19 protein-coding genes, 1 pseudogene and 1 riboswitch are annotated in these 19,525 nt (G+C 70.3%); of the genes and pseudogenes, 11 read left to right on the plus strand and 9 right to left on the minus strand.

Translation table 11 applies throughout. The annotated features are described in order from the left end of the window. Window positions 1-67: 67 nt before the first annotated feature. On the minus strand, window positions 68-454 hold the full coding sequence (locus HCN51_RS40115) for an ATP-binding protein (RefSeq protein WP_080044652.1): 387 nt from the start codon (window positions 452-454) through the stop codon (window positions 68-70). Window positions 455-673: 219 nt separating this feature from the next. After that, the gene (gene purS, locus HCN51_RS40120) at window positions 674-919 is read right to left on the minus strand and encodes a phosphoribosylformylglycinamidine synthase subunit PurS (protein ID WP_080044654.1); all 246 of its coding nucleotides are present in this window, start codon (window positions 917-919) and stop codon (window positions 674-676) included. Between the two features lie 231 nt (window positions 920-1,150). Between purS and pdhA the strand changes: the two genes are divergently transcribed. The 4 genes from pdhA to HCN51_RS40140 all read left to right on the plus strand — a co-directional run bounded on the left by pdhA (window position 1,151) and on the right by HCN51_RS40140 (window position 5,262). Then, window positions 1,151-2,233: a pyruvate dehydrogenase (acetyl-transferring) E1 component subunit alpha gene (gene pdhA / locus HCN51_RS40125; protein WP_168017285.1), complete on the plus strand. Its 1,083-nt coding sequence runs from the start codon at window positions 1,151-1,153 to the stop codon at window positions 2,231-2,233. Beyond that, window positions 2,230-3,210 carry a transketolase C-terminal domain-containing protein gene (locus HCN51_RS40130; RefSeq protein ID WP_168017286.1) on the plus strand — a complete coding sequence of 327 codons (981 nt, stop codon included), beginning with the start codon at window positions 2,230-2,232 and terminating at the stop codon, window positions 3,208-3,210. Before pdhA ends, HCN51_RS40130 begins: the two co-directional genes overlap by 4 nt. 12 nt (window positions 3,211-3,222) lie before the next feature. Then, window positions 3,223-4,842 carry a 2-oxo acid dehydrogenase subunit E2 gene (locus tag HCN51_RS40135; RefSeq protein ID WP_168017287.1) on the plus strand — a complete coding sequence of 540 codons (1,620 nt, stop codon included), beginning with the start codon at window positions 3,223-3,225 and terminating at the stop codon, window positions 4,840-4,842. Between the two features lie 126 nt (window positions 4,843-4,968). Further along, window positions 4,969-5,262: a Dabb family protein gene (locus HCN51_RS40140; protein ID WP_168017288.1), complete on the plus strand. Its 294-nt coding sequence runs from the start codon at window positions 4,969-4,971 to the stop codon at window positions 5,260-5,262. Between the two features lie 7 nt (window positions 5,263-5,269). Here the strand turns inward: HCN51_RS40140 and HCN51_RS40145 are convergent, their stop codons facing one another. From HCN51_RS40145 to HCN51_RS40155, 3 genes are all read right to left on the minus strand, one after another. After that, the gene (locus tag HCN51_RS40145) at window positions 5,270-5,533 is read right to left on the minus strand and encodes a hypothetical protein (RefSeq protein ID WP_230465748.1); all 264 of its coding nucleotides are present in this window, start codon (window positions 5,531-5,533) and stop codon (window positions 5,270-5,272) included. A gap of 31 nt (window positions 5,534-5,564) precedes the next feature. Further along, on the minus strand, window positions 5,565-6,503 hold the full coding sequence (locus tag HCN51_RS40150; protein ID WP_168017289.1) for an MBL fold metallo-hydrolase: 939 nt from the start codon (window positions 6,501-6,503) through the stop codon (window positions 5,565-5,567). Between the two features lie 139 nt (window positions 6,504-6,642). After that, a complete protein-coding gene (locus HCN51_RS40155; RefSeq protein WP_168017290.1) occupies window positions 6,643-8,448 on the minus strand; it encodes an acyl-CoA dehydrogenase in 1,806 nt (601 codons plus the stop codon). A gap of 101 nt (window positions 8,449-8,549) precedes the next feature. On the opposite strand from HCN51_RS40155, the gene HCN51_RS40160 reads away from it, so the two are divergent. The 3 genes from HCN51_RS40160 (at window position 8,550) to HCN51_RS40170 (ending at window position 10,196) form a co-directional block, all read left to right on the plus strand. Continuing rightward, window positions 8,550-9,347 carry a class I SAM-dependent methyltransferase gene (locus HCN51_RS40160; RefSeq protein ID WP_240973751.1) on the plus strand — a complete coding sequence of 266 codons (798 nt, stop codon included), beginning with the start codon at window positions 8,550-8,552 and terminating at the stop codon, window positions 9,345-9,347. A gap of 25 nt (window positions 9,348-9,372) precedes the next feature. Next, window positions 9,373-9,432: riboswitch (guanidine-III (ykkC-III) riboswitch) on the plus strand. A 33-nt stretch (window positions 9,433-9,465) separates the two neighbouring features. Further along, window positions 9,466-9,780 (plus strand): DMT family transporter, encoded by a 315-nt coding sequence (locus HCN51_RS40165; protein ID WP_168017292.1) that lies wholly within the window; start codon window positions 9,466-9,468, stop codon window positions 9,778-9,780. A gap of 29 nt (window positions 9,781-9,809) precedes the next feature. Continuing rightward, the gene (locus HCN51_RS40170; RefSeq protein ID WP_080044663.1) at window positions 9,810-10,196 is read left to right on the plus strand and encodes a VOC family protein; all 387 of its coding nucleotides are present in this window, start codon (window positions 9,810-9,812) and stop codon (window positions 10,194-10,196) included. Between the two features lie 18 nt (window positions 10,197-10,214). Here the strand turns inward: HCN51_RS40170 and HCN51_RS40175 are convergent, their stop codons facing one another. Beyond that, on the minus strand, window positions 10,215-10,664 hold the full coding sequence (locus HCN51_RS40175) for a hypothetical protein (RefSeq protein ID WP_168017293.1): 450 nt from the start codon (window positions 10,662-10,664) through the stop codon (window positions 10,215-10,217). An 83-nt stretch (window positions 10,665-10,747) separates the two neighbouring features. On the opposite strand from HCN51_RS40175, the pseudogene HCN51_RS60295 reads away from it, so the two are divergent. Together HCN51_RS60295 and HCN51_RS60300 are read left to right on the plus strand one after the other, a co-directional pair. Then, window positions 10,748-11,161 (plus strand): annotated as a pseudogene (locus HCN51_RS60295) (GNAT family N-acetyltransferase); the annotation flags it as partial. Between the two features lie 42 nt (window positions 11,162-11,203). Beyond that, window positions 11,204-11,674 (plus strand): GNAT family N-acetyltransferase, encoded by a 471-nt coding sequence (locus HCN51_RS60300; RefSeq protein WP_240973759.1) that lies wholly within the window; start codon window positions 11,204-11,206, stop codon window positions 11,672-11,674. Here HCN51_RS60300 and HCN51_RS40185 read toward each other — a convergent pair. Then, entirely contained in the window at window positions 11,661-13,667 is a 2,007-nt protein-coding gene (locus HCN51_RS40185) for a molybdopterin-containing oxidoreductase family protein (RefSeq protein ID WP_168017295.1), read from the minus strand. The two genes, HCN51_RS60300 and HCN51_RS40185, sit on opposite strands and share 14 nt — an antisense overlap. Before the next feature lie 213 nt (window positions 13,668-13,880). On the opposite strand from HCN51_RS40185, the gene HCN51_RS40190 reads away from it, so the two are divergent. Continuing rightward, window positions 13,881-16,256 (plus strand): flippase-like domain-containing protein, encoded by a 2,376-nt coding sequence (locus HCN51_RS40190; protein WP_168017296.1) that lies wholly within the window; start codon window positions 13,881-13,883, stop codon window positions 16,254-16,256. Here HCN51_RS40190 and mgrA read toward each other — a convergent pair. Beyond that, entirely contained in the window at window positions 16,225-17,223 is a 999-nt protein-coding gene (gene mgrA, locus HCN51_RS40195) for an L-glyceraldehyde 3-phosphate reductase (protein WP_168017297.1), read from the minus strand. The genes HCN51_RS40190 and mgrA overlap by 32 nt on opposite strands. Then, window positions 17,220-19,313, minus strand: coding sequence for a prolyl oligopeptidase family serine peptidase (locus HCN51_RS62600; RefSeq protein WP_168017298.1), 2,094 nt, complete (start codon window positions 19,311-19,313; stop codon window positions 17,220-17,222). The genes mgrA and HCN51_RS62600 overlap by 4 nt, the downstream gene beginning before the upstream one ends. A gap of 21 nt (window positions 19,314-19,334) precedes the next feature. Between HCN51_RS62600 and HCN51_RS58410 the strand changes: the two genes are divergently transcribed. Beyond that, window positions 19,335-19,525 (plus strand): hypothetical protein (locus HCN51_RS58410; protein ID WP_206068434.1); only part of this gene is annotated, 191 nt, incomplete at its 3' end.

The raw sequence follows: 19,525 nt of genomic DNA on the forward strand, positions 1-19,525 counted from the left end.
ATCGGGTGCGCTCGGGTGGTCCGCATCGACTCGGCGGTGGAGCGAAGGCGCAGCTCAGGTGCCGCCGCTAGACGGCGGCGAGCTCGCGGGGACGGGCGTCGGCGCCGTCGTCCCAGGCGAGGTGCTTGCGCAGGTGGACCGTGGTGCCCCGGCCGGGGGTGATGCCGAAGGAGATCTCGTCGACGACGCTGCGCATGATCAGCAGGCCGCGGCCGTTCTCGGTGTCGGGGGGCGGGAAGGAGTGCGGCATCGTCGGGACGCCGTCACCGTTGTCGGCCACGCGCACGTCGCACTGGCCGGCGCCGATGGCCGCCGTCACCTCGTAGCGGTTGGCCGGCCCTCCGTGCCGGACCGCGTTGGAGCACGCCTCGGAGACGGCGAGCAGCATGTCGGCGATGCACGTCTCGCTCACGTTGAGTGAACGCATGGCGTCGCCTAGCACTCGCCTGACCATCGGTATGCCGATCGCATCCCGAGGCAGTGCCAACGAGAACTCAATATCCACCGGACTCCTCCGGGCGCCGGAATCTCACCTGGAGTAGGTTTCCCTGAGAAAACGGGGCTAACCGCAAAATCACGTTGTTGTTATTTAGTGTTGGCACGCCCGTGGCATTGTGGCACGGCCCAACCAGGCTTTAACCGCCCCAGGGGAAATCGGGGCGGCAAATGTGCCTTAGCCCTCGACCCGGACGCTGAAGTCCTCGATGACGGTGTTGGCGAGCAGCGTCTCCGCCATCTTGCGCACTTCTTCGAGCGCCGCCTCGTCGGCCGGGCCGTCGAGCTCGACCTCGAAGCGCTTGCCCTGGCGCACGGCCGAGACGCCGGAGAAGCCGAGGCGGGGCAGCGCCCTGGCGATGGCCTGGCCCTGCGGATCGAGGATCTCGGGCTTCAACATGACGTCCACGATGACGCGGGCCACTGCGTTCCTCCTGGGAGCGGTGGGTGGGTGGGAAGCACAGCCTACCGGCGCGTGTGGCTGTCACTACAACGGGAACGGGGAGGACATGGGGCTTGCGCACAGGGCTGTGACGTCTGCCACGATGGCCCCAAACGCGTACGAACCACCACCTCGCGGTTCGGCGTTAGGTAAGGCTGGCCTAAGGTGGCAACCCCATCCCGTAGACCGGCCCCTGACCAGCAGGAGTGGCGCATGACCATAGACGCCTCAGGATCATCTCCTGAGCTCGTCCAGCTGCTCACCCCGGAGGGAGAGCGGGTCGAGCATCCCGACTACGACATCGACCTGACCCCGGAGGAGATCCGGTCGCTCTACCGCGACCTGGTGCTCGTCCGGCGCATCGACCTGGAGGCCGTGGCCCTGCAACGCCAGGGCGAGCTGGGCATCTGGGCCTCGCTGCTCGGCCAGGAGGCCGCCCAGATCGGCTCGGGCCGCGCGCTGACCGACGCCGACATGGCCTTCCCCACCTACCGCGAGCACGGCGTGGCGTGGTGCCGCGACGTCGACCCGGTCAAGCTGCTGGGCCTGTTCAGGGGCGTCAACCACGGCGGGTGGGACCCGAAGGAGCACAACTTCCACCTCTACACGATCGTCATCGGCAGCCAGACCCTGCACGCCGTCGGCTACGCCATGGGCATCCAGCGCGACGACGCCAGCGCCGCCACCATCGTCTACTTCGGCGACGGCGCCACCTCCCAGGGCGACGTCAACGAGTCGTTCATCTGGGCCAGCGTCTTCAACGCGCCGATCGTGTTCTTCTGCCAGAACAACCAGTGGGCCATCTCCGAGCCGCTGGAGAAGCAGACCCGCATCCCCCTCTACCGGCGGGCCTCCGGGTTCGGCTTCCCCGGCATCAGGGTCGACGGCAACGACGTGTTCGCCTGCCTGGCGGTGACCCGCAAGGCGCTCGAAGCCGCCCGTACCGGGCAGGGCCCCACCCTCATCGAGGCGTTCACGTACCGGATGGGCGCCCACACCACCACCGACGACCCGACGCGCTACCGCGTGGCCAGCGAGCTGGAGGCGTGGAAGCTCAAAGACCCGATCGAGCGGGTCAAGGCGTACCTGTTCAAGAACCAGCAGGCCGACCAGGCGTTCTTCGACTCCGTCGACGCCGAGGCCGACCAGCTCGGCGCCGACCTGCGCCGCCGCTGCCTGGCCATGCCCGACCCCGAGCCGCTCGACATCTTCGACCACGTCTACCGCGAGCCCCACGCCCTGATCGACCGGGAGCGCGCCCAGTTCGCCGCGTACTTGGAGGGGTTCGAGAAGTGACGGTACTGAGCTTGTCCAAAGCGCTGAACGAAGGCATGCGCCGGGCCATGGAGGACGATCCCAAGGTCCTCATCATGGGCGAGGACGTCGGCAAGCTGGGCGGCGTGTTCCGCGTCACCGACGGGCTGCAGAAGGACTTCGGCGAGGACCGCGTGATCGACACGCCGCTGGCCGAGTCGGGCATCATCGGCACCGCCATCGGGCTGGCGCTGCGCGGCTACCGGCCGGTCTGCGAGATCCAGTTCGACGGGTTCGTCTTCCCGGCCGCCGACCAGATCATCACGCAGCTCGCCAAGATGCCGATGCGCTCGCTGCGCGCGATCAAGCTGCCGGTCGTCGTCCGCATCCCCTGCGGCGGCGGCATCGGCGCGGTCGAGCACCACAGCGAGTCGCCCGAGGCGTACTTCACCCACACCGCCGGCCTGCGCGTCGTCGCCTGCTCCAACCCGGCCGACGCCTACACCATGATCCAGCAGGCCATCCGCAGCGACGACCCGGTGCTCTTCTTCGAGCCCAAGCGCCGCTACTGGGAGAAGGCCGACATCGACACCGCCTCCACCGACTGGTGGACCCCGCTGCACTCCGCGAAGATCGTCCGCCCCGGCGCCGACGTCACGCTCCTGGCCTACGGCCCCATGGTCAAGACCTGCCTGGAGGCCGCCACCGCCGCCGAGGACGACGGGCGCTCCCTGGAGGTCATCGACCTGCGCTCGCTCAACCCGCTGGACGAGCCGCTCGTCATGGAGTCCGCCCGCCGCACCGGGCGCGTCGTCGTCGTCCACGAAGCCCCCGTCAACAGCGGCTTCGGCGCCGAGCTGGCCGCGCGCATCACCGAGGAGTGCTTCTACCACCTGGAGTCGCCCGTGCTCCGGGTCGGCGGCTTCTCCACCCCCTACCCCCCGTCCAAGCTGGAGGAGCACTACCTGCCCGACCTGGACCGCGTGCTCGACGCCGTCGACCGGACCTTCGGGTACTGAGGGGGTTGCGCGATGCGACGCGAGTTCAAGCTGCCTGACGTCGGCGAGGGCCTGACGGAGGCCGAGATCGTCCGCTGGCACGTCAAGGCGGGTGACGCGGTCAAGGTCAACCAGATCGTCGTGGAGATCGAGACGGCCAAGTCGATCGTCGAGCTGCCGATCCCCTGGGACGGGGTGGTGGCCGGCCTGATGGCCGAGGAGGGCGACACGGTCGACGTCGGCCTGCCCATCATCGCCGTCGACACGGCCGAGGACGGCGCCCCCTCGACCCCCGCCGGCGGCGGCGCGCCTTCGGAAGCGACTCCCGCGGGGGGCACGCCGTCGGGTGCGGCTCCGGTGGGGGGCGTGCCGTCGGGTGCGGCTCCGGCAGGAGGCGTGCCCTCGGGTGCGGGGACGCCTGCCCGCGCCTCGGCCGACCCGGCCGCCCTGGCCGACGACATGGTGCCGAGGCCGCCGGCGGAGGGCGCGGTCGAGCCCGGCGCGCACGGCAGCCCGGCCCCGAAGGAGGAACGCCAGGCGGTCCTGGTCGGCTACGGCGTCAAGACCGGCGCCACGAAACGCCGCCCCCGCAAGCAACCGTCCCGGGGCATCCCGGCCAACCCGGTGGCCAACCCCTCCCGCGTGGAGGTGGACGGCCCCCCGACCCCGCCCGGAGCCGCAGGCGCACCCGCCCCGGCCGCCGTCACGGGCGCGCAGGCGCAGGCGGCCCCCGCCCTCACCCCCGCTCCCGGCACGACGCGTACGACGCCCAGCCGCATAGCCGTCCTGGCCAAGCCCCCGGTCCGGAAGCTGGCGAAGGACCTGGGCGTGGACCTGGCGACCATCACCGGCACGGGCCCCCAGGGCTCGATCACGCGGGACGACGTGCACGCGGCGGCCGAGGAGCCCCAAGCCCAGGAATCCCAGGCTCCAGCACAGGAGCCCACGACCGTTCGCGAAGAGCGCATCCCGGTGAAGGGCGTCCGCAAGGCCACCGCCCAAGCCATGGTCGGCAGCGCGTTCACCGCCCCGCACGTCACGGAGTTCCTCCAGGTCGACATGACGCAGACCATGGAGGCGGTCCGCCGCCTGCGGACGATGCCGGACTTCGCCGAGGTCAAGGTGAGCCCGCTGCTCCTGGTGGCCAGGGCGGTCCTGACGGCGGTGAGGCGGCACCCGGCGATCAACGCGTCCTGGGCGGAGGAGACCCAGGAGATCGTCATCAAGCACTACGTGAACCTGGGCATCGCGGCGGCGACACCGAGGGGCCTGCTGGTCCCCAACATCAAGAACGCCCAGGATCTCTCGCTCCCCGCCCTGGCGAAGGAGCTGGCGGCCCTCACGGAGACGGCCAGGGCGGGCCGCACCCAGCCGGCCGAGATGTCGGGCGGCACGTTCACGATCACGAACGTCGGCGTCTTCGGCGTGGACGGCGGCACCCCGATCATCAACCCGGGGGAGGCCGCGATCCTGGCGGTCGGCCAGGTGCGGGACATGCCGTGGGTGGTGGACGGCGAGCTCGCGGTGCGCAAGGTGGCGACGCTGTCGCTCTCGTTCGACCACCGGATGGTGGACGGCGAGCTGGGCTCGCTCTTCCTGGCGGACGTCGGCGCGATGCTGGAGGACCCGCTCCGCATGCTGGCCTGGAGCTGAGGCGGTGGAGTACGGCGACCGCCGGGAGGACCCCTCTCCCGGCGATCGCCGTACGGCGGGACGCCCGCACCCACCGACACCAGAGCGACCAGGGCTCGCGCCTGATACATCGATAAAGTGGCCCGTATGATTCGCCACATCGTGCTGTTCACCTGGACCGAGGCCGCGACGGCCGAGCAGAAGGCCGCGGTCACGGCCGAGCTGCGCAAACTCCCCGGCCTGATCCCGCAGTTGCGCGCGTACACGGTCGGCGCCGACGCCGGCATCAACCAGGGCAACCACGACTACGCGGTGGTGGCGGACTTCGACAGCGTCGACGACTACCTGGTCTACCGCGACCACCCCGACCACCAGAAGGTGATCGCGGAGCACATCAAGCCGATCGTGGCGACCCGCGCCGCCGTTCAGCTGGAGCTCTAGAGCTGATCTAGAGCTCGGGCGGGTTGTTCTCGCGGTGCATCAGCCTGTTGTCGGAGGTCTGGCCCCGCCGAGGGGCCAGCACGATGCTGAGCACGACACCCACGCCGCCGACGATCATGAAGATGAGGCCGATGACGTCCATGTGCACGCTCTGCCCGAACACGTCGGGCTCGATCGCGAATCTCAGGATGGCGCCAAGCGTGAGGAAGAAGATGCTGACCCCGACCCCCATGACGACCTCCAGGCAAAAGGCGAGTACAGCCTCGGTCATACCCGGTTGACGCTGATCACACCCGTCCCGTCTAAGCGAGACACGAAAGCGGCTCGCCTCCGTTGTAGGTGATCATGTCGAGCACGGCGGTGACCAGGTCGATCGGCGCGCCGAGAGGTTGCCCGTCGAGCTCGGAGTAGGCGCGGTGCAGGTTGCCCACGATGCGCTCGGAGTCGAGCAGCCCGGCCCACTCGCCGAGGTCGGTCTCCCTGGCCGCCTCCAGGGGCGTCAGGCCCGCCTCCTTGCCCCGCCGCGCGACGTCCTGGACGAAGCGCAGGTACGCCTCGACCCGCTCGTAGGCCTCCGGCCCGCACACCTCGCCGTGCCCGGGCACGACGGTCTCCGCCCCCAGCTCTCTGAGCTGGTCGAGGGCCCGCAGCGTGCCGGCCACCGAGCCCATCAGCACGAACGGGGTGCCGCCGTTGAAGACGAGGTCGCCGGTGAACAGCAGGCGCCGCTCCGGGATCCATACGTAGGAGTCGTTGGTGGTGTGGGCGGCGTGCCCGACGTGCCGTACCTCGCAGCGCAGCTCGTCGGAGTGCAGGGTGATGCGGTCGGTGAAGGTCAGGAACGGCGGGGTCGGCTCCATCTTGCCCCACTCCACCTCGGCCGACCACGCGGCGCGGTAAGGGGGCACGCCTTCGGCGATGATCTGCTCGCGCACGCCTTCGTGCCCGACGATCGTGGCCTCGGGGAAGAGCCAGTTGCCGAACGTGTGGTCGCCGTGGTGGTGGGTGTTGAGCAGCGTGGTGACCGGCCGGTCGCTGACCTTGCCGATGGCCTCGCGGAAGGCGCGGGTACGGCGTTCGGTCGCGCAGGCGTCGATGACGATGACGCCGCGGCGCCCGGCCAGGAACCCGGTGTTGTTGATCCACCAGCTCCCGTCGGGCTGCAGGTAGGCGTAGACCCCGTCGGACACCTCTTCGACGCGCGGCGGCGGCAGGGGGTGGTCGTGCGCTGAGGAGCTCATGGCAGGACGCTACACAAGGCCCGCCGGAGCACGAGGCGGGAAAGCGGAAGGGCGCCCGCTCGCGGCCGGGCGCCCTTCCTGTGTGACTGCCGCGGGTGGCAGTGAGGTGTGGCTGAAGGATCCCGCGGGGAACGGTGGCTCAGAAGGCTTCTTCGGGCAGCTCCATGAGCTCCAGGCCGGTGGCGGCGAGCACCTGCCGCTCGGCCCCCAGCCGGGGCAGCACGGTCTTGGCGAAGAACGAGGCGGCGCCGACCTTGCCCAGGTAGAACGGGTCCTCGCCGCCGCCCAGCTTGCCCAGCGCCACCTCCGCCTGGCGCAGCAGCAGCCAGCCGATGACGAGGTCGCCGAGCGCGAGCAGGAACCGGGTGGTGTTCAGGCCGACCTTGTAGACCTCGTCGGGCCTCTCCAGCGAGCCGAGCGCCCAGCCCGCCATGGTGTCGCCCATGGCCTTGACGTCGGCGGCGGCCTCGGCGAGCAGCTTGCGCTCCTCCTTGAGCCGCCCGTTGCCCGCCTCGGACCCGGCGAACTCGTTGATCTCGGCCAGCAGCGCGCCGACGGCGGCGCCCTGGTTGCGCAGGATCTTCCTGAAGAACAGGTCCTGCCCCTGGATCGCAGTGGTGCCCTCGTACAGGGAGTCGATCTTCGCGTCGCGGATGTACTGCTCGATCGGGTAGTCCTGGAGGTAGCCGGAGCCGCCGAGGGTCTGCAGGGAGCGGGAGAGCAGCTCGTACGACCGCTCGGAGCCGACGCCCTTGACGATGGGCAGCAGCAGCTCGTTCATGGCCGCGGCGTGCCGGTCGTCGGGGTCGATGAGCAGGGTGTCCTGGAAGGTGGCCGTGTAGAGCACCAGCGCCCGCATGCCCTCGGCGTACGCCTTCTGCAGCATGAGCTCGCGCCGTACGTCGGGGTGGTGGGTGATGGTCACCCGGGGTGACGCCTTGTCGGCCATCTTGGCCAGGTCGGCGCCCTGGACGCGGGCCTTGGCGTACTCGAGGGCGTTGAGGTAGCCGGTGGAGAGGGTGGCGATGGCCTTGGTGCCGACCATCATGCGGGCGTGCTCGATCACCATGAACATCTGCTTGATGCCCTCGTGCACCTCGCCGACGAGCCAGCCGACGGCGGGGTGCTTGTCGCCGAAGGTGAGCTCGCAGGTGGTGGAGACCTTCAGGCCCATCTTCTTCTCGACGTTGGTGACGTAGACGCCGTTGCGCTCGCCGAGCTCGCCGGTCTCCAGGTCGACGTGGTACTTCGGCACGAGGAACATCGACAGCCCCTTGGTGCCGGGGCCGTGGCCCTCGGGGCGGGCCAGCACGAGGTGGAAGATGTTGTCGGCCATGTCGTGCTCGGCGCTGGTGATGAAGCGCTTGACGCCTTCGATGTGCCAGGTGCCGTCGGGCTGCCGCACCGCCCTCGTCCGCCCGGCGCCGACGTCGGAGCCGGCGTCGGGCTCGGTGAGCACCATGGTGGCGCCCCAGTTCTTCTCGATGGCCAGCTCGGCGAAGCGCTTCTGCTCGGGGGTGCCGAGCTTCCACAGGGTGTAGGCGAAGTTGGGGCCGGCCGCGTACATGTAGAGGGCGGGGTTGGCGCCCAGCACCATCTCGGCGGTGGCCCAGGCGAGGCTGCGCGGGATGCCGGGGCCGCCGAGGTCCTGGGGCAGGTCGAGGTGGGCCCAGCCGCCGTCCACGAGTGCCTTGAACGACTTCTTCACGCCGTCGGGCACGGTCACGGTGGAGGTGACCGGGTCGAACACCGGCGGCTGCCTGTCACCTTCCTCGAAGGAGTCGGCGAGCACACCGGTCGCCAGCCGGTTCATCTCGTCCAGCACGCTGCGCGCGACGTCCTCGTCCACTTCAGCGAAAGGCCCGGTGCCGAGGATCTCGCCTCTCCCGAACACCTCGAAGAGGTTGAATTCCAGGTCACGCACGTTGCTCTTGTAGTGGCCCATGGGCGTCGATCTCCTTGAACCGAGGCTTTCTACTGGTGAGTAACCTTACTCTGAAATGCTACCCGCGGGTAACCCTCGATATGCGTGGCATGCTCGTCTCCATGGACGCCGAAGAACTCGCCGCCAGGTGGCGGGATCGCCTCGACTCGTGGGCGATCCCGCACGAGATCCTGGCCCAGGCCCCCGTGGACCCGTGGAGTCATTCGCCCGAGAGGTTCGGCACCCGTACCGACAGGGCGCTGGCCGAGCCCGACGACGGCCCCACCATGACCCGCCTGGCCGAGGCGCTGCCGGAGAAGGGCACGCTGCTCGACGTCGGCTCGGGGCCCGGCGCCTCGTCGCTGCCGCTGCACGCGCGCATCGGCCACCTCTACGCGGTCGACACCTCCGGCCCCATGCTCGAAGGGCTGGCCGCCAGAGCGGAGAAGCTGGGCGTGCCGGTCACCACCGTCGAGGGCCGCTGGCCCGACGTCGCCGACCAGGTCCCCTCGGCCGACGCGGCCGTGGCGGCGCACGTCGTCTACAACGTGCCCGACCTGGCCGACTTCCTGCTCGCGCTCGACGCCCGCACGCAGGGGCGGGTCGTCCTGGAGCTGCCGCACCGCCACCCCATGAGCTGGATGACGCCGCTGTGGCAGCACTTCCACGGCGTCGACCGGCCGGTGCGGCCCATCGCCGAAGACTGCGTGGCCCTGGCGGCGGCGCTCGGCTTCAACGTCCAGGTGGAGGAGAGGGAAGCCCCGCTGGAACGTTTCACCTCCCTGGAGGAGCTGGCCGCCAGCGCGGTGCGCAGAGTGTGCCTCGACCCCTCCCGCACGGAGGAGGTGGCGCGCACGGCGGCGGAGCTGGGCATGTGGCCGGTGCCGCGCGACCGCTGGGTCACGATCTGGTGGGAATGACCCGTCTGTCCCGCACGTTCACCTGAACGAGCGGTCAAGCTCCCGGACGAGACGCGCCGTACCCGGAACGCCAAGACGACGCACTCCAGTCAGTCTCGTCTCTCAGGGAGTGCTCATCATGGCGTGGATCGTCCTCGTGCTGGCCGGCCTCTTCGAGGTGGCCATGGCCCTTTCGCTCAAGCTCAGCGACGGCTTCTCGCATCTGTGGTGGACGCTGTCGTTCCTCGCCACCGCCGTGCTCAGCTTCGGCCTGCTCTCGTACGCGCTCAAGTCCCTGGAGGTCGGCACCGCGTACGCCGTCTGGACCGGCGTCGGCGCGGCGGGCACCGCGATCCTCGGCATGCTCGCCATGGGCGACGAGGTGTCGCCGGCGCGGCTCGTCTCCATCGCGCTGATCCTGGCGGGCGTCATCGGGCTCAAGACACTGGCTTAACGCCTTTGGTGGTGTCTATTGTGTGATCCATGATCGAGATTCACGCCGTCACCATCGACGCCGCCGACCCGTACGCCATCGCGAGCTGGTGGAGCCAGGCCACCGGGCTGCCCCTGGGAGAGGGGGACAAACCCGGGGACGACGAGGTGATGCTGCGCACCAAGCAGGACCCGTTCCTGCTGTTCATCCGCGTCCCCGAGGGCAAGACCGTCAAGAACCGGGTGCACCTCGACGTCAACGGCACCGAGGGCAGGACCCGCGACGAGGAGGTGGAGCGGCTCATCGGGCTCGGGGCGACCATCTACGACGATCTTCGCAAGCCCGACGGCAGCGGCTGGGTCACCATGCGCGACCCCGAGGGCAACGAGTTCTGCGTGTGCCGGAGCACCGCGGAGCGGGAGGCCCAGGCTCAGTAGGGTCACGGCTCAGTAGGGTCACCGGGCGGTACGCGCTCGTCCCTGCATCGTGAGCGTCACCACGCCGGCGATCAGGTAGACGAGCGCGCCGTGCCACAGCGCGTCCACGGCCGAGCCGAACACCCCTTCGCCGTCGAGCACGAGCTGCACCGGGTAGTCCAGCACCGCGACGATGCCCGCGGGCAGCAACGCGAACTTGAACGGGTGCCTCAGCGACCAGAGCCGCGCCTGGCGGGTCACCCGGTCGCCCTCGTGCGGCTTGGACACCGCCCCGATCGCCGCGACCAGCGCGAACAGGCTGATCCCGAAGCCCAGCGACCACACCAGCCCGGCGCCGCCGGTGAGCAGGCCGACGCCATAGGTGACGGCGGCCGCGACACCGCCGCTGATCGCGGCGGTCTTCCAAGGAGCGCCGCGCAGCGCGGCGCCGGACAGCGATACCTCATCGCGTCGACTGATTTCGTTCATGTCTTCATGCTGCCTTTCGGCCGCCCTCGGAGGCATCGGGGTCCGACCCTGAGCTGTCCCTGGGAAACTGGCATGATTCGGGCATGCGGGATATCGAGATCGTGCGGCTGGGGACGGATGAGGGCGAGCGGCTGCGGGAGGTGCGGCTGCGCGCGTTGCGGGAATCCCCCGACGCGTTCGGCTCCTCCTACGGCCGGGAGGTCGAGTTCCCGCCCGAGAAGTGGGCGGAGCGGCTGGCGAGCCCCGAGTCGCGCTGGTGGGTGGCCACGCGCGACGGCGCCGACGTCGGGCTGGTGTGCGTGCGGCTGGAGGAGGGGAACAAGGCTCACCTGCTGTCCATGTGGGTGGCGCCCGAGGCCAGGCAGGCGGGCGTCGGCTCCCGGCTGGTGGACGCGGCCGTGGAGTGGGCCAGGACCACCCCGGCCGAGGAGATCGGCCTGTGGGCGGTCGACCGCAACCACGCCGCCCGCGCCCTCTACGCGCGCAAGGGCTTCACGCCGAGCGGCAAGGTGATGGCGCTGCCGTCCAACCCGGCCCTCATGGAGTCCCACTACGTGCTGTCGCTGATCTTCCGGCGGGCCCGCAAGGAGGACGTGCCGGCCATCGTGGCGATGCTGGCCGACGACCCGCTCGGCGCCCGGCGCGAGGGGGACCCGAACGACGAGCGTTACCTGGCGGCCTTCGAGCGGATCGACGCCGACCCGTACGACGAGCTGATCGTCGCGGAGCGGGACGGCAAGGTGGTCGGCACGATGCAGCTCACGTACCTGGCGGGGCTGTCGCGGCTGGGCGCGGAGCGGTGCCAGATCGAGGCCGTCCGGGTCGCCGCCGCCGCCCGCGGCCAGGGCCTGGGCCGCAAGATGATCACGTGGGCGATCGACCGGGCCCGCGCCCGCGGCTGCGCGATGGTGCAGCTCACCTCCGACAAGTCCCGTACGGACGCGCACCGCTTCTACGACGGCCTCGGCTTCACCGCCTCCCACGTCGGCTACAAGCTCACACTGGGCTGATCTCCACGAAGTTGTCGTGGAAGCCGGGCCCCCTGCCCATGTCGGCGTCCCGCTCCGCCACGACGGCGTTCGGGTTGGCGCCGCCGGGGCTGAGCTTGGGCCAGCGGCCCTTCGGCGTGGCCACCACCCCGGCCGCCACCCGGTCGCTGATCTCCACGTCGGCCAGGAACTCGCCGCCGTCGTTGTGCACGCGCACCCGGCGGCCGTCCTCCAGCCCGCGCGCGGCCGCGTCGGCCGGGTTGACCAGCACGGTCGGCTCCTTGGCGCGCCGCCGCAGCTCGGGGTTGTTGCCGAAGGTCGTGTTGAGGAACGTGTGCGAGGCCGGCGTGACCAGCGTCAGCGGGTAGCGGGGGTCGGCCGCGCCGGAGGCCGTGTACGACGGCACGTACGCCTTGCCCGCCGGCGGGAAGCGCAGCCGCCCGGACGGCGTCGGGAAGCCCTCGGCGAACGGCGTGAAGGGCTTGGGGTAGTTCATCCGCACCCAGCCCTCCTTGCGCAGCCGGTCGAGCGTGATGCCCTCCACCGACGGGTGCCCGCTGGTCAGGAGCTGCTCGGCCAGTTCGAGGTCCGAGTCGTACAGCGACGGCTCGGTCATCCCCATGTGCCGGGCCAGCCGCCGGAACGTCTCCGTCGTGGACAGGCACTCGCCCGGCGGCTCCACGGCCTTCTCGTTCCACAGCAGGTACATGTGCCCGTAGCCGGCGTGCAGGTCGTGGTGCTCGGTCTGCATGGTGGCGGGCAGCACGATGTCGGCGTAGTCGACGGTGTCGGTCGGGAAGTGCTCCATGACCACCGTGAACAGGTCCTCGCGCAGGAGCTGCCGCCTGATGGCGTTGGAGTCGGGGGAGGAGCCGACCGGGTTGGCCGCGTACACCCAGAAGCACTTGACCGAGGCGAGCTGCGAGGCCGCCTTCGTCATGGTGAGCGTGCGCACCGGCGCGGCGAGCAGGTCGTCGCGGCGGTCCACGTTCAGGTGCACGTGGTCGCTGGTGGAGAAGGCCAGGCCGCCGCCGGGGTGGCGCCAGTCGCCGGTGACGCCGGGGATGGCGGCGATGACGCGCAGCGCGGCGCCGCCGCCCGCGTGCCGCTGCAGGCCGTGCGTGGCGCGCAGCGCGGTCGGGCGGGTGTGGGCGAGCCGCATCCCCAGCCTGTGGACGGCCTCGGCCGGGATCCCCGTGATCTCCGCCACCCGCTCGACCGGGTGGCGCAGGATCTCCTCGCGGAAGTCGTCCCAGCCCTCGGTGTGCTCGGCCAGGAACTCCTCGTCCTGGGCGTTCTCGGCCAGCACGACGTTGAGCAGCCCGAGCGCGAGCGCCCCGTCGGTGCCCGGCCTGATCGCCAGGTGCTCGTCCGCCTGGTCGGCCGTCCTGGTGCGGATGGGGTCGATGGCGACGACGTGGGCGCCGTTCGCGCGGGCGTCCTGGATGAACTTCCACAGGTGGTGGCCGCTGGTCAGCGTGTTCGTGCCCCAGAGCAGGATCAGCTTGGACAGCGCGAAGTTCTCCGGGTCCATGCCGGCCGCGGTGCCGAGCGTGCGGCGCAGCCCGGCGTTGCCGGCCGCGGAGCAGATGTTGAGCCAGTGCTTGGAGGCGCCCAGCAGGTTCCAGAACCGCCGGCCGGCCACGCCCTCGCAGCCCTGGAGGTAGCCGAGCGAGCCGGTGCCCAGGTACGGCCAGATGGCCTCCCCGCCGTGCTCCTCGACGATGGCGCGCAGCCGTACGGAGATCTCGTCGAGCGCTTCGTCCCACGTGATCCGCTCGAACTGCCCCGAGCCCTTCGGCCCGGTGCGGCGCAGCGGGTACAGGATGCGGTCGTCCGCCCGGGTGTGCTCCAGGTAACGGTTGACCTTCACGCAGAGCGCGCCCCTGGTGTACGGCTGGTCGGGGTTGCCGCGCATCTTGACGGCCCTGCCGTTCTCGACGGTCACCACCCAGGAGCAGGTGTCCGGGCAGTCCAGCGGACACGCCCCCAAAACCCTCAATTCACCCGACATGGGACACAGCCTACGTCCACCGCCAGCAGGAATTCAGAGGTGAACAGTGGGAAGTGCAGCGTGTAGCCTGCCCCGTGCGACACTGCGGGGACGATTGAGCACACTGGAAGTCAGAGATCGTATGGTCCGGCACGGGAAGGTGCGGAATCGCTGTCGGTGGCCGATATCAGGGAACGAGATGACGCGGAAGGCCTCACGGAGGGAGAGCCTGCCGTGGCCGAGCCGCGCGCGGACGACGACGTCTACGTCGTAGAGCCGCTGCTGCCCCATCGCCTGCGCCGCCCCTCCGACCTGCTGCGCTTCTTCGCCACGCTCATCGTGCTCGGCGCGGTCATCCTGCTCGCCCTCGTCGCCAAGCAGACCCTCATCGGGCTGGAGGCCGACGTCAAGGAGGGCGCCGAGCTCGTGCCGCTGCTGAGCAGGATCGCCGCCTTCCTCGGCGGCGCCGCCGTGCTCATCGTGCCCGTCGCCTTCGCGGTCGAGCGCGTCTTCCACCGCGACGGCCTGCGCGTCGCCGAAGGGCTGATCGCCGCCATCGTCGGCATGGCCGGATCGTTCCTGCTCGGGCAGTGGCTCGTCGGCGGCAACGTCAACGACCTGCGGGTGCTGCTCACCGGCAACCGGCTGATCGAGCCGCTCAACACGCTGCTCACCTCGGTCATCGCCTACTCCACCGCCGTGCGCATCTCCCGCCGCCCCACCTGGCGCATGCTGATGTGGACGACCATCGCGCTCTACATCCTGGCACTGTTCTCCGGCCGCCAGATCACCATTCCCAGCGCCATCGTCACCGTCCTGGTCGGCATGGCCATCGGCTACGCCACCCTGTACGGCGTCGGCAGCCCCAACACCCGCCCCCCGGGCAACGCCGTCGTCGCCGCGCTGCGCAAGCTGTCGTTCACCCCCGTCTCCGCCCGCCGCGTCGAGGACGACCACCAGGGCAGCCGCCGCTACGCCATCGGCCTCAAAGACGGCTCCAGCCTCGACGTCACCGTCCTCGACCGCGACCGGCAGGTGGCCGGCCTGCCGTACCGGTTGTGGCGCCGCATCCGCCTCAACTCCGAGACCCGGCGCCGCGCCATCCGCTCGCTGCGCGCCGAGCTCGAACGCGAGGCCCTCATGGCGTACGCCGCCCAGGCCGCCGGCGCCAGCACCCCGCGCCTGCTCGGCACCAGCGAGATCGGCACCGAGGCCGCGCTGCTCGCCTACGAGCACATCGAGACGCGCCCCCTCGACGAGGTGCCCGACGACGAGATCGACGACGAGCTGCTCGCCCAGATCTGGGAGCAGGTCGAGCTGCTGCAGATCCAGCGCCTGGCGCACCGCCGGCTCACTGGCGACAGCATCCACCTCGACCGGGCGGGCCGCGTCGTGCTCACCGACGCGCGCAGCGGCGAGGTCGCCGCCGGAGACCTGCTCCTGCGGCTCGACGTCGCCCAGCTCCTCACCTACCTGTCGCTGCGCGTCGGCCCCGAACGCTCGGTGCGCGCCGCGGCCGACGTCATGGGCCCCGACGCCCTGGCCGCCGCCATGCCGCTGCTCCAGCAGATCGCGCTCACCAGGGAGACCCGCGCCGCGCTGGCCAAGGCCAAGCACGTCCTGCCCGGCATCCGCGAGCACATCGTCGCGCTCAAGCCGCAGAGCAAGGTCGAGGAGGTACGCCTCGAACGCTTCCGCCCCCGCACCCTGATCACGATCATCGCCAGCGCCGTCGCCGCCTACATCGTGCTCTCCCAGCTCAGCCAGGTGGACGTCTACCACGTCCTCACCACGGCCAACTGGGCCTGGTCGGGGCTGGCGCTGGTGGCCTCGTTCGCGAGCTTCGTGGCCGCCGCGCTCATGCTGCGCGGGTTCGTGCCCGAGCACCTGCCGCTCTGGCGCACGGTGCTCGTGCAGTTCGCCTCCTCGTTCGTCAAGCTGGTCGCGCCCGCCGCCGTCGGCGGCGTCGCCATCAACACCCGCTACCTGCAAAAACGCGGCGTCCACCCGGCCAGCGCGGTGGCCAGCGTGGGCGCCTCCCAGCTCATCATGCTGGTCTTCCACATCTCGCTGCTGGCCCTGTTCGCCTACATCACCGGCTCCACCACGCCCACCTCGTTCACGCCCTCGCGCGGGCTCGTCCTGGTGATGCTCGCGGTCGCGGTGCTCGTGGTGGCGGTGCTCGGCGTGCCGCCGCTGCGCCGCCTGGTGACCTCGCGGCTGCGCAAGCTGTTCTCGAACGTGCTGCCCCGGCTGCTCGACGTGCTCCAGTCGCCGCGCAAGATGGTCGAGGCGTGCGTCGGCACCCTCATGATCACCATCATGTTCGTGTTGTGCCTCGACGCCTGCATCGCCGCGTTCGGTCACGAGATCAGCTTCACCGCCGTGGCGGTGGTCTTCCTCACCGCCAACGCCATCGGCTCGGCCGCGCCCACACCCGGCGGGCTGGGCGCGGTCGAGCTGGCGCTCGTGGGCGGCCTGGTGCTGGCCGGCGTCCCCAAGGAGCTGGCCACCTCCGCCGTGCTGCTGTACCGGCTGCTCACGTTCTGGCTGCCGGTACTGCCGGGCTGGGCCGCCTTCACCTACCTCCAGCGGCACGAAGCTCTGTGATCTTGTCGATGGCGGCCAGCTCGTCCTCCGTGAAGGCCGGGCCGTCCACGCACGCCACGTTGTCCTCAAGCTGCTCGACGCTGCTCGCGCCGATCAGCACGCTCGTCACCCGCGGATCCCGCATCGCCCACGACAGCGCCATCTGAGCCAGCGTCTGCCCCCGCGTCCGCGCGATCTCGTTCAGGTCGCGCGCCAGGTCCCGGTCGATCCGGTCGGCGCTCAGGAACCGGCTGGTCGCCGCCCGCGAGTCGGCCGGCACCCCCTCCAGGTACCGATCGGTCAGCAGCCCCTGCGCCAGCGGCGAGAACACGATACAGCCCATCCCCGCCTCCTCCAGCGTGTCCAGCAGCCCGTCCTCGATCCAGCGGTTGATGATCGAGTAGGACGGCTGGTGGATGAGCAGCGGCGTGCCCAGCTCCCGCATGATCCGCGCGGCCTGCGCGGTCTGCTCCGGCGAGTAGTTGGAGATGCCCGCGTACAGCGCCTTGCCCGAGCGCACCGCCCGGTCCAGCGCCCCCATGGTCTCCTCCAGCGGCGTCTCCGGGTCCGGCCGGTGGCTGTAGAAGATGTCCACGTAGTCGAGGCCCATGCGCCGCAACGACTGGTCGAGGCTGGCCAGCAGGTACTTCCGCGAGCCCCACTCGCCGTACGGGCCGGGCCACATGTCGTAGCCCGCCTTGGTGGAGATGATCAGCTCGTCCCGGTACGGGGCGAAGTCCTCGCGGAAGATCCGGCCGAAGTTCCGCTCCGCCGAGCCGTACGGCACCCCGTAGTTGTTGGCCAGGTCGAAATGCGTCACCCCGAGGTCGAAGGCGCGCCGCAGGATCGCCCGCGACGTCTCGATCGGCCGGTTGTCGCCGAAGTTGTGCCACAGGCCCAGCGACACCGCCGGCAGCTTCAGCCCGCTGCGCCCGCTGCGGTTGTACGGCTGGCGCTCGTAACGCCCCTCGTCCGCCTGATACGTCATGACGACGTGCCCCTCTCGATGATCCACGACAGCGCGAACGCCTCTTCCCGCCACGCGTCGTAACGCCCGCTGCGGCCGCCGTGCCCGGCGCCCATCTCCGTCTTGAGCAGGAACGGCCCGCCCTTCGCCGTGGCGCGCAGCCGCGCGATCCACTTCGCCGGCTCGTGGTAGAGCACGCGCGTGTCGTTCAGGCTCGTGATCGCCAGGATCGGCGGGTACGGCCGGCCGTCCACGTTCTCGTACGGCGAATACCCCTTCATGTACGCGTACACCTCGGGATCGTGCAGCGGGTCGCCCCACTCGTCCCACTCGATCACCGTCAGCGGCAGCGACGGGTCGAGGATCGTGTTCAGCGCGTCCACGAACGGCACCTCGGCCACCACGCCCGCGAACTCCTCAGGCGCCAGGTTCGCCACCGCGCCCATCAGCAGCCCGCCCGCCGAGCCGCCCCTCGCCACGATCCGCTCGCTCCAGCCGGCCTGCTTCAGGTGCCTGGCCACGGCCACGAAGTCGGTGAACGTGTTGCGCTTCCTCGTCAGCTTGCCGTCCTCGTACCAGCGCCGGCCCATCTCGCCGCCGCCGCGCACGTGCGCGACCGCGAAGACGAACCCCCGGTCCAGCAGCGACAGGCGCGGCACCGAGAAGCCCGGGTCGATCGACGTCTCGTAGCTGCCGTACCCGTACAGCACCGTCGGGGCCGGCTTGGCGGCGTCCTTGCGCTTGACGATGGAGACGGGGATCTTCGTGCCGTCCTCGGCCGTGGCCCACTCGCGGAACTGCTCGTAGTCGGCCGGGTCGTAGCCGCCGAGCACCGGGCGCCGCTTCAGCAGGATCAGCTCGTGGGAGTCGAGCTCGTAGTCGTACACGCTGGGCGGGGTGACCATGCTCGTGTACGCCAGCCGCAGCCGCGTCGTCGTGAACTGGGGGTTGCCCGCCGGGCCGACGTCGTACAGGGGCTCGGGGAAGTCGATCTCGTACGCGTTGCGCTCGGCCGCCTCGGCCCGCTCGCGCCACGTCCCGCCCGCGCCGCCGTACGGCAGGACGCGCAGGCCGGTCAGACCGTCGCGGCGGAAGTGCACCACGGCGTGGTCGGAGAACGCGTCGATCTCCAGGAGCCGCGTGTCGTCGCGGTGGGCGATCAGCGGCGTCCACTCGGCCGGGTCGTCGAGGGGGGCGGTGGCCAGCTCGAAGTTCTCGGCGTTCTCGTTGTGCAGCACGTAGAAGAAGTCGCCCGCGTGCTCGACGCCGTACTCGACGCCGGTCTTCCTGGGACGCACCACCGTGAACTCGCCCGCCGGGTCACTGGCGTCGAGGATGCGCACCTCACTGGTGATCTTGCTGCCCGCCCCCAGCACGAGGTACTTCTCGCTGCGGGTCAGCCCGATGCCCACCCAGTACCGCTCGTCGCTCTCCTCGTAGACCAGCACGTCCTCCTGGGTGCCCAGGGTGTGCCGGTAGACCTGGTACGGGCGCCAGGCGTCGTCCACACGCGTGTAGAAGAACGCCGAGCCGTCGGAGGACCAGGCGCCGCCGTAGAAGATGTCGGGGATCTCGTCGGGGAGCAACTCGCCGGTCTCGAGGTTCTTGAACCTGAGCGTGAAGCGCTCGTCACCCTTGTAGTCGGTCGAGAACGCCAGCATCGTGCCGTCGGGGGTGACGGAGCTGGTGCCGACCGAGAAGAACGCGCTGTCGCCGGCCAGCTCGTTGCCGTCGAGGATCACCTGCTCGCGGTCGAGCCGGACGCCGGGGGTGATCTCCGGGGGCGCGTCGCTGTCGGCCGGGACGCGGCACGAGACCGCGTACTGCTTGCCCTCCTCGGTGCGGGTGAAGTACCACCACGCGCCCTTGCGGCTGGGCACCGACAGGTCGGTCTCCTGCGTGCGGCCCTTGATCTCCTGGAACACCTGCTCCTGGAGGTCGGCCAGGTGGGCGGTCTGCTGCTTGAGAAAGTCGTTCTCCGCCTCCAGATAAGCGGTCGTGTCTGGATCTTCCTTGTTGCTCAGCCAGGCGTACTCGTCGATGACGGTGTCGCCGTGATGGGTGCGCTCCGTGGGGACCTTCTTCGCCACTGGCGGCGTGTTGCTGCTCACGTGGGGAGTCTATGTTCGGTCGTGATCGTTCTGTTGCCGGAGAAGCGAGCGAAGCGGCACGAGCATCGGGAAGCGCTGCTAATCTTTAAGAGCCGACGCGGTGCGGCGCAACCCTCCTCCATCACTCCGGTGACTTTGGTGTGTTGTGCCACGCTTGTCGGTAATCCCTTGAGACTCGCCGGTCCGGTGATCGATTCGCAAGTCGGTCGACG

The organism is Nonomuraea composti (assembly GCF_012034275.1).
Classification (GTDB): Bacteria; Actinomycetota; Actinomycetes; order Streptosporangiales; family Streptosporangiaceae; genus Nonomuraea; species Nonomuraea composti.

What these genes read in the sequence shown, in the direction of transcription:
- HCN51_RS40115 (WP_080044652.1), bottom strand. Translation starts at nt 454, where the DNA reads ATGGTCAGGCGAGTGCTAGGCGACGCCATGCGTTCACTCAACGTGAGC.
- pdhA (WP_168017285.1), top strand. Translation starts at nt 1,151, where the DNA reads ATGACCATAGACGCCTCAGGATCATCTCCTGAGCTCGTCCAGCTGCTC.
- HCN51_RS40135 (WP_168017287.1), top strand. Translation starts at nt 3,223, where the DNA reads ATGCGACGCGAGTTCAAGCTGCCTGACGTCGGCGAGGGCCTGACGGAG.
- HCN51_RS40140 (WP_168017288.1), top strand. Translation starts at nt 4,969, where the DNA reads ATGATTCGCCACATCGTGCTGTTCACCTGGACCGAGGCCGCGACGGCC.
- HCN51_RS40145 (WP_230465748.1), bottom strand. Translation starts at nt 5,533, where the DNA reads ATGACCGAGGCTGTACTCGCCTTTTGCCTGGAGGTCGTCATGGGGGTC.
- HCN51_RS40150 (WP_168017289.1), bottom strand. Translation starts at nt 6,503, where the DNA reads ATGAGCTCCTCAGCGCACGACCACCCCCTGCCGCCGCCGCGCGTCGAA.
- HCN51_RS40155 (WP_168017290.1), bottom strand. Translation starts at nt 8,448, where the DNA reads ATGGGCCACTACAAGAGCAACGTGCGTGACCTGGAATTCAACCTCTTC.
- HCN51_RS40160 (WP_240973751.1), top strand. Translation starts at nt 8,550, where the DNA reads ATGGACGCCGAAGAACTCGCCGCCAGGTGGCGGGATCGCCTCGACTCG.
- HCN51_RS40165 (WP_168017292.1), top strand. Translation starts at nt 9,466, where the DNA reads ATGGCGTGGATCGTCCTCGTGCTGGCCGGCCTCTTCGAGGTGGCCATG.
- HCN51_RS40170 (WP_080044663.1), top strand. Translation starts at nt 9,810, where the DNA reads ATGATCGAGATTCACGCCGTCACCATCGACGCCGCCGACCCGTACGCC.
- HCN51_RS40175 (WP_168017293.1), bottom strand. Translation starts at nt 10,664, where the DNA reads ATGAACGAAATCAGTCGACGCGATGAGGTATCGCTGTCCGGCGCCGCG.
- HCN51_RS60300 (WP_240973759.1), top strand. Translation starts at nt 11,204, where the DNA reads ATGGAGTCCCACTACGTGCTGTCGCTGATCTTCCGGCGGGCCCGCAAG.
- HCN51_RS40185 (WP_168017295.1), bottom strand. Translation starts at nt 13,667, where the DNA reads ATGTCGGGTGAATTGAGGGTTTTGGGGGCGTGTCCGCTGGACTGCCCG.
- mgrA (WP_168017297.1), bottom strand. Translation starts at nt 17,223, where the DNA reads ATGACGTATCAGGCGGACGAGGGGCGTTACGAGCGCCAGCCGTACAAC.